The organism is Moorena sp. SIO3B2, assembly GCF_010692525.1.
Lineage (GTDB): Bacteria > Cyanobacteriota > Cyanobacteriia > Cyanobacteriales > Coleofasciculaceae > Moorena > Moorena producens.
Window position 1 is genome coordinate 1 of the sequence record NZ_JAAHHE010000238.1, and the last position, 5978, is coordinate 5978.

The window sequence follows — 5978 nt, forward strand, 5'->3', positions numbered from 1 at the left end:
ACTTTCTCAGTCGAGGGACTTGATAGCTCCAAACTTGCTAAAAAATCTTGGGTCAGTTGGTGGTCATGGATACCGGGGCAGATAATTAAGTACGGGGCAAGTGACAGTTGATAAAAATGCACAATAATCTCCCAATTTATCCAACTTTATGGTAGATTAGAATCATGGCACTAGTACCACGACCTTTGGCGGTCGAACTTACGGGACTCTCTTTGAAGTTACCGTAAGAACAAAGAAGCCTTAATAAGAAAGATTTAACCCTTTTACCCATAGCCTACTAACCATAAAAGCTTCTTTCTTCTAAGGTTTCGTCTCCAGAACGACTCTTGGGAAGTATGCAGACAATGGCACAATCAGATGCGAAAAAAACCCAGGCGGCACCAGGTTCTTTGACACCGAAAGCTGGCTTAGTCTCAGGAGAAAACAACAAAGACACTCAGGTACCATCTGTTACTGCCTCCTCAGTAGCAACAAGCAAAAAGACGAACTCCCCCGACAAGTCGCCTACATGCACTCCCACTTCCTCGAAGCAAAAATCATCTTTGACATCGGGTCGGGACTCAACACCAAAATATTTGGTCTTAAAGCCATACTGGAACGACTTATGAGCGGCGATCAGCTCACACAAGTTGTTGCCTGTCTCGACAGACTTACCCGTGGGAGCAATCCCTCCCACGGGTTTGAACTCGATGAGTACTTGGTCAGTATCAACGGTGGAAAAATCATGGGTTAAGACCAGCCTGAAAGCTGTCCGGAAGCAGAACTTAGGGTTTGTCAAGAAATAAGTTCATGGTTTTTGAGCAGATTGAGACCGAGGATGAATCATGTAATTCCACTGGGGACAAATGGAACGATGGGTCAAGTTGAGTGCTGCCATTTGTTGATCTGAAACTTTGATTCGAGTGGGGTAGACTCCCTTGATTTGAGCTGCTTTCACCCTCAGTCCTGTTTGTGTAGTCGTTCCACGAATCAGAGCAGTCATCTGAGCCAAGGAACGCAGTGGTTTTCCTGCCCAATTGAGTGACTCACCGTTCGCTAATTTTTGCTAGCTGGAGTGGATCAAACAGGGTAAAAAGCTTGCCCAGTAAATAGTTGAGCGAAATCAGCTACTTAATTTTAGCCAGAAGCCAAGTAGTCAATAGTATAAATAGACTTTGGAACATTCATTAACTCTAAAATTTGTTGTTGGACTAAGTTCACGAAAAGAGATTTCCCTCTGTCCATCTCGATGTATATACAAAGTGATGTTTCTAAAAGCCCTTAACATCTTTTCTGCGGTCGGACGGTCAGTAGTACGTTTGGGATTGCCCTCATAAAGTCCAGCTACACTGGATTGAGATTGATGTAATTGACGACGAACGACAAATTCCATTAAAGTGAAAACTCTTAAAGCAATCGTCAATAAAAACATGAGTCCTTGAATTTTTTCTTCGTCTCGAAAATAAATGGGTAAAGCAGATAAACGACCCTTTTTAAAACGATGAAATCCCCTTTCAGGTTGCCATTGGTCTTGATAAGATTTGATCGCTTCAGTTAAAGAGAGTCTCTCAGATGTGGCATTGGTCACATACAAACGCCAGCCCGCTAATGCTCTGAAGGCTTCAATTTCGGGAAAACAACGTGTATAGCTTAGGATTAAATCTACCTGGCGAACTCGACGATAGGAGCCAGGGTCACTGCGACTTCCCCGACCTTTATAAACTTTACTATAACTAATCTTTTTTTGAATTGAATATTCAATATATGACGTTAAGCGATGTTTTTTTAAAACATCTCGGATCTTTTCCTCTAATAATTTTTCATCCTTGCCGGAGCGTTTTTTTAAAGACAATAATTCCTTTTCTCCTTTGACTAGACGATTGTCTAAGCCTCTAATTTTACGAGAGGCTAAGGCATTAGATTTGACCACCAACCATCTTTCTAGCCACTGATAACGCTTTTTCGTTTCGGAGTTAACCCAAATATTTCCTAATGGGACTTCAAAAGCTAATCCGATTTCTTCCGGTGGGGATTCCCCTTGCTCCTTTTCGACTATTTTAATCACTTCTGTTGGAGGATTATTAACCCAATCAGCCAACAACTTTGGACGAGGTTGACTCATCGCCAACGGAAAATAATAGATTCCTCCTTCTTCATGGATTTGAGCTCGATTTTCCCATGTTGAAGCTTTAGAATCGGCTAAATAGAGAAATTCTCTGTGCCCAATTATTTCTGTCATTTTTCGCCAAGTTGGTACATACTCTGACTCATCTGTTCCATTTCCCGCCAATGTTGCTCCTAACAATGGCATCCCTAATGGGTCTAATGTTGCTAACATTTGCCGATATTGTCTTAAATCGGGTCGGCGATTTTTACTGTATCCAAATTGAATCAAAGACGATTTTTCTTCCCTTTCTGAGATTTGATGATACACTCTTATGCTGGTCGTATCACTTCGGCCTTTTTCGGTTGGTAATTCATAAGCTTTTACCAAATACTTTGATATCGATATGGACATCTCCGAAATTCTTTCCGGTTTACCCATTGTTTTCAATAAATCTCCACAACGGTCATCGGTAGCTTCTTTTTCGGCGATTTTCCATCCGGTTATTTTTTCTAGACTTCTATGATGCTCACATACCCATTTTTCTACACAACACATCCTATGGTCGGCTTCACTGACTATATAGGTCAGTAATAATACTGCCAATTCCCCATAACTTAAGCCTTGGCGATTTCCATGAGGGACTGGTAGATGTTGATCTATCATCGACGCTACCTTCATTTGCCTTAACCAGTAGATGATTAAAGGCAGATCATCTATTCGTTCTGAGTGAGTTTGTGTAGTTATCAATCGACTCCTCGTTGTTCAACACCCTGCTACACAAGGATTTTAACCTTTTTTGTCTACCCCATTCCTTCAATTTGAGCGAACGGTGAGGAGTGAGATAAAGCTGAAGAGGCGATGCTCAATTGGGTTCCATAAGACAGGCTCCTGAGGGATAGTGACAAACCATAACTGTGATTTCGTGTGGGTCTGCCAATTTTTCCTGTAATTGGAGTTTCCAGTTGCGAACTCGATAACCGTTGCTCCCACCTGAATCACACAGCAATCTTGATTTTGCTTTCATCAGCAAAGCGAGGTCGGTCAAATCGTTTAAACCAACGCAAGATGGCATCGACAGCAAAAGCTGCTGTATCTCCAGAAGTACCCACATAAACATAACCTTGATTGTGAACCAAGTCGTAGATGCCATAAGGGACGGCTTTAGCCAAAGCATCTTTGGGAAAGTCATGGTCGTTGACTGCTTCGGCTTGCTGAGTCCACTCTTGCCCAGGGTTTTTGAAATTCCCAATTAGCTCTTTCTTCTTGGTATCGACACGCTTGCACCGGATGTCCGGCTTTGATAAAACGTTCCTTGACTCGCTCCAGGTAACGGAATTGCTGGTCACGCTGCGGATGCTGGGTGGTCGCAACCGACTTGCGGTTTGCTTTGAGGGAATAGCCCAACTGTTTCAACAGTCGTCGAATGCTGGTATGACTCACCAGAAACCCGATACTGGTCAACCTAGCTTTGATGCTCCGCAAACTCTGACGAATCCATTTGCAAGCACCACTTGGGTCTCCTGCTACATCTGCTTCTACTACTGCTTGCAAGCTTGCCGAGACTCCTTCGAGTTTTTTTCTACCCGTTTGCGTCCACCCCCTGCCAATCGAATTCGCTCTGTTGGACGATTGACTAACCCCTGATCAAGTTCTCGTCGCCCTCGTCGAATCGTGTTGATATCTAACCCTGTGACCTCACTGATCCTCTGAGTCCCCCCATGCCCTAACTTTTGCGCTTCTAAAGCCGCTAGCCATCGCCGTTGCTGTTCATCCAGGCGGCTCATCAACAGATTGAGTTGCTGATGTTGCTTTTGGATGCTTTTGTTTCCCTGCTGACACTCCCAACACTTGCACTGATTAATGTTTTGCCTCCCCATGTGAGTACTCCGGTTCTGATATTAGACTCCCTTGTCTAATTCTAAAACCATGAAGTTGTTTTTTAACAAGCCCTTACCGCAGATCTTCTGTCTATCATTCACGTCTTCTCCTGTCGCGTCCACGGACTCAGGAAGTACGGGGCAAAAATCAAAAAAGATCCGGCTATTCGTTAGTGCTGAGCAAGGTGGGATTGTCCGACAGTGGAAAGGAGTGTCCCGTTACGTATTTAATAAGACTGTCAAAATACTTGAGGATGGCGAAGTTAAAGCATACTGGAAAGCTATCAAAACTGGTATTTTAAATGACCTCCCCGAATGGTGCTTGGCAGTACCTGATCAAATCAAATCTATAGCGATTTTGGAGGCTGGCACTGCGGTTAGGGAAGCCTTTAAAAAATACCAAAAAACCGGACAGGTAAATCAGGGCTAAATCATTCTTTAAAGATGCTTTTGGGTGTCATGACCAAAAGAACATAGTGGATGAGCTTGTGCCATGTTTTATTTCCCTGTGGTCACGGTATAAATTGAGAGTTTAATTGCGAGCAATAGTAATCATGAAAGGGAGTGGGTTAGTGCGGATTCAGGATTTATCTAAGCCAACAGGACCAGTGAATTAAAAGAGAACTTTATTCTCGACAGCCCAATATCCAAGGATCCGTTCAGCAAATTCCTGGGCGGTTAAACATATGGAAGAAAGAAAATAACGAGTAAGAGTAGTCACTTCAAAAACAATTTGTGTAAACCCCTGTCAAACTGATTGAACATTAATCAAAGTCGTTAGTCCAGGCCAAGGACTGAAACAATCAAGATCTAACCAAATACAGACATGGCGCTGTTCGATTCGACCAAGTACTTTGTTATATTGAGCTCTAGTGAATCGCGGAGGTTAAATAGTAATAAAAAAAATCATAATAGTTGGTATAAAAAAAACCATGGTTCAGGATACACATGGCTACCGATTCCGATCAATTTAAAATATTATATAGGGTATTAATTGCATCCTAGGCAAATACAACACCGATAAGAGCATGACGAAAGAGTAACACTGGTATAGCAATGACGCAAGTTGGTTTTGGCATCAACATCAAAGGGTTCAAAAAAACAACCCAGCTCAACAAAGGAATAAAAGTCCAAATAAAAACCTGCGCAGTAGTTAGGATTCATATTAGAAAGATGCCGACAGGGAAAGATTGAAGAAGCCCAAGAGCCTGACATCTCAATAGGATAAACCAGACCTTGGTGGTACATTCAATAAATCCGCTGGGCAGTACAAACACGAAACCTGGATAAAATCCCCTGGTTAATCAGGAACAGATGCATCATGAGTGAAACCGTCAGAGGGTGACATGAGAAAGTTAAATCACACCTCACGGCTCCCTATAATCCAATCGCCAATCGATAAAAAAACCAAAATACACCAGGGTAATATTTTGAAAAAAGGCCAGTACCCGAAGGTGGTTGGAGGTATATTCAGGAAATAAAAAGAAGGATTCCATGAGCGGCTAGGGCACCACGAAAAGAGTAACTCGAAACGGGTGAACAATAAAAAAAAAGAAAAAGCGATGGTTCAGACAGAACCGGACAAACCTAACTAAATAGCAATGGGCGTACCAGAAATTTACCCACGAGGATGTTGACCCGGAAACCCATCACAAAACCCTAAGTCACAAAGAATGAAGTAATCAAAAACATTTGGTCTAAAACTCCGTCCTTGAAGGACGGGGTTAAGGTTTGCACTTTTCAATTTCATTTGGTATAATAGGGAAAAAGGGTACTGGAAGAAATCCCGAAGCGGAACCGGGAGAGAGACCCGCCACAGAGCGACCAAAAAGTAGTAAAGCCCGGAGGGAATGCAAAGACCTCCATAATCTACCAATCATTGGCAGATTGCCACGCATCGCGAACGACTACCAATCGGTGTGAGAACCAAGCTATGCACAGAAAAAGTTTAAAAAGGAACGGCGGTCCACGCCGGAACCGGGATAATTATAGTAAAAACGGACATCAATAGGCCG

8 protein-coding genes and 1 pseudogene are annotated in these 5978 nt (G+C 42.8%); 1 reads left to right on the forward strand and 8 read right to left on the reverse strand.

Annotated features, from left to right (window positions below; translation table 11 throughout):
• Positions 1-277: 277 nt before the first annotated feature.
• The 8 genes and pseudogenes from F6K38_RS29345 to F6K38_RS29375 all read right to left on the reverse strand — a co-directional run bounded on the left by F6K38_RS29345 (position 278) and on the right by F6K38_RS29375 (position 3963).
• Positions 278-436 carry a hypothetical protein gene (locus F6K38_RS29345; RefSeq protein ID WP_287358594.1) on the reverse strand — a complete coding sequence of 53 codons (159 nt, stop codon included), beginning with the start codon at positions 434-436 and terminating at the stop codon, positions 278-280.
• A complete protein-coding gene (locus F6K38_RS29350; protein ID WP_287358596.1) occupies positions 437-778 on the reverse strand; it encodes a hypothetical protein in 342 nt (113 codons plus the stop codon). It lies immediately after the preceding gene.
• Between the two features lie 9 nt (positions 779-787).
• A pseudogene (locus tag F6K38_RS29355) lies at positions 788-1009 on the reverse strand (ISAzo13-like element transposase-related protein); the annotation flags it as partial.
• 126 nt (positions 1010-1135) lie between these two features.
• Positions 1136-2764, reverse strand: coding sequence for an IS1634 family transposase (locus F6K38_RS29360; RefSeq protein ID WP_502709612.1), 1629 nt, complete (start codon positions 2762-2764; stop codon positions 1136-1138).
• Positions 2765-2948: 184 nt separating this feature from the next.
• Positions 2949-3197: an ISAzo13-like element transposase-related protein gene (locus tag F6K38_RS43650; RefSeq protein WP_353737234.1), complete on the reverse strand. Its 249-nt coding sequence runs from the start codon at positions 3195-3197 to the stop codon at positions 2949-2951.
• Complete coding sequence (locus F6K38_RS29365; RefSeq protein WP_287358616.1) at positions 3082-3375, reverse strand: ISAzo13-like element transposase-related protein; 294 nt, start codon at positions 3373-3375, stop codon at positions 3082-3084. Before F6K38_RS29365 ends, F6K38_RS43650 begins: the two co-directional genes overlap by 116 nt.
• Positions 3272-3637, reverse strand: a complete 366-nt coding sequence (locus F6K38_RS29370) for an ISAzo13-like element transposase-related protein (RefSeq protein WP_287358601.1) — start codon at positions 3635-3637, stop codon at positions 3272-3274. The genes F6K38_RS29365 and F6K38_RS29370 overlap by 104 nt, the downstream gene beginning before the upstream one ends.
• The gene (locus tag F6K38_RS29375; protein ID WP_287358604.1) at positions 3625-3963 is read right to left on the reverse strand and encodes a hypothetical protein; all 339 of its coding nucleotides are present in this window, start codon (positions 3961-3963) and stop codon (positions 3625-3627) included. Before F6K38_RS29375 ends, F6K38_RS29370 begins: the two co-directional genes overlap by 13 nt.
• 31 nt (positions 3964-3994) lie before the next feature.
• Between F6K38_RS29375 and F6K38_RS29385 the strand changes: the two genes are divergently transcribed.
• Entirely contained in the window at positions 3995-4393 is a 399-nt protein-coding gene (locus F6K38_RS29385) for a hypothetical protein (protein ID WP_502709613.1), read from the forward strand.
• Positions 4394-5978: the final 1585 nt, after the last annotated feature.

What these genes read in the sequence shown, in the direction of transcription:
- F6K38_RS29360 (WP_502709612.1), bottom strand. Translation starts at nt 2,764, where the DNA reads ATGAAGGTAGCGTCGATGATAGATCAACATCTACCAGTCCCTCATGGA.
- F6K38_RS43650 (WP_353737234.1), bottom strand. Translation starts at nt 3,197, where the DNA reads ATGTGGGTACTTCTGGAGATACAGCAGCTTTTGCTGTCGATGCCATCT.
- F6K38_RS29375 (WP_287358604.1), bottom strand. Translation starts at nt 3,963, where the DNA reads ATGGGGAGGCAAAACATTAATCAGTGCAAGTGTTGGGAGTGTCAGCAG.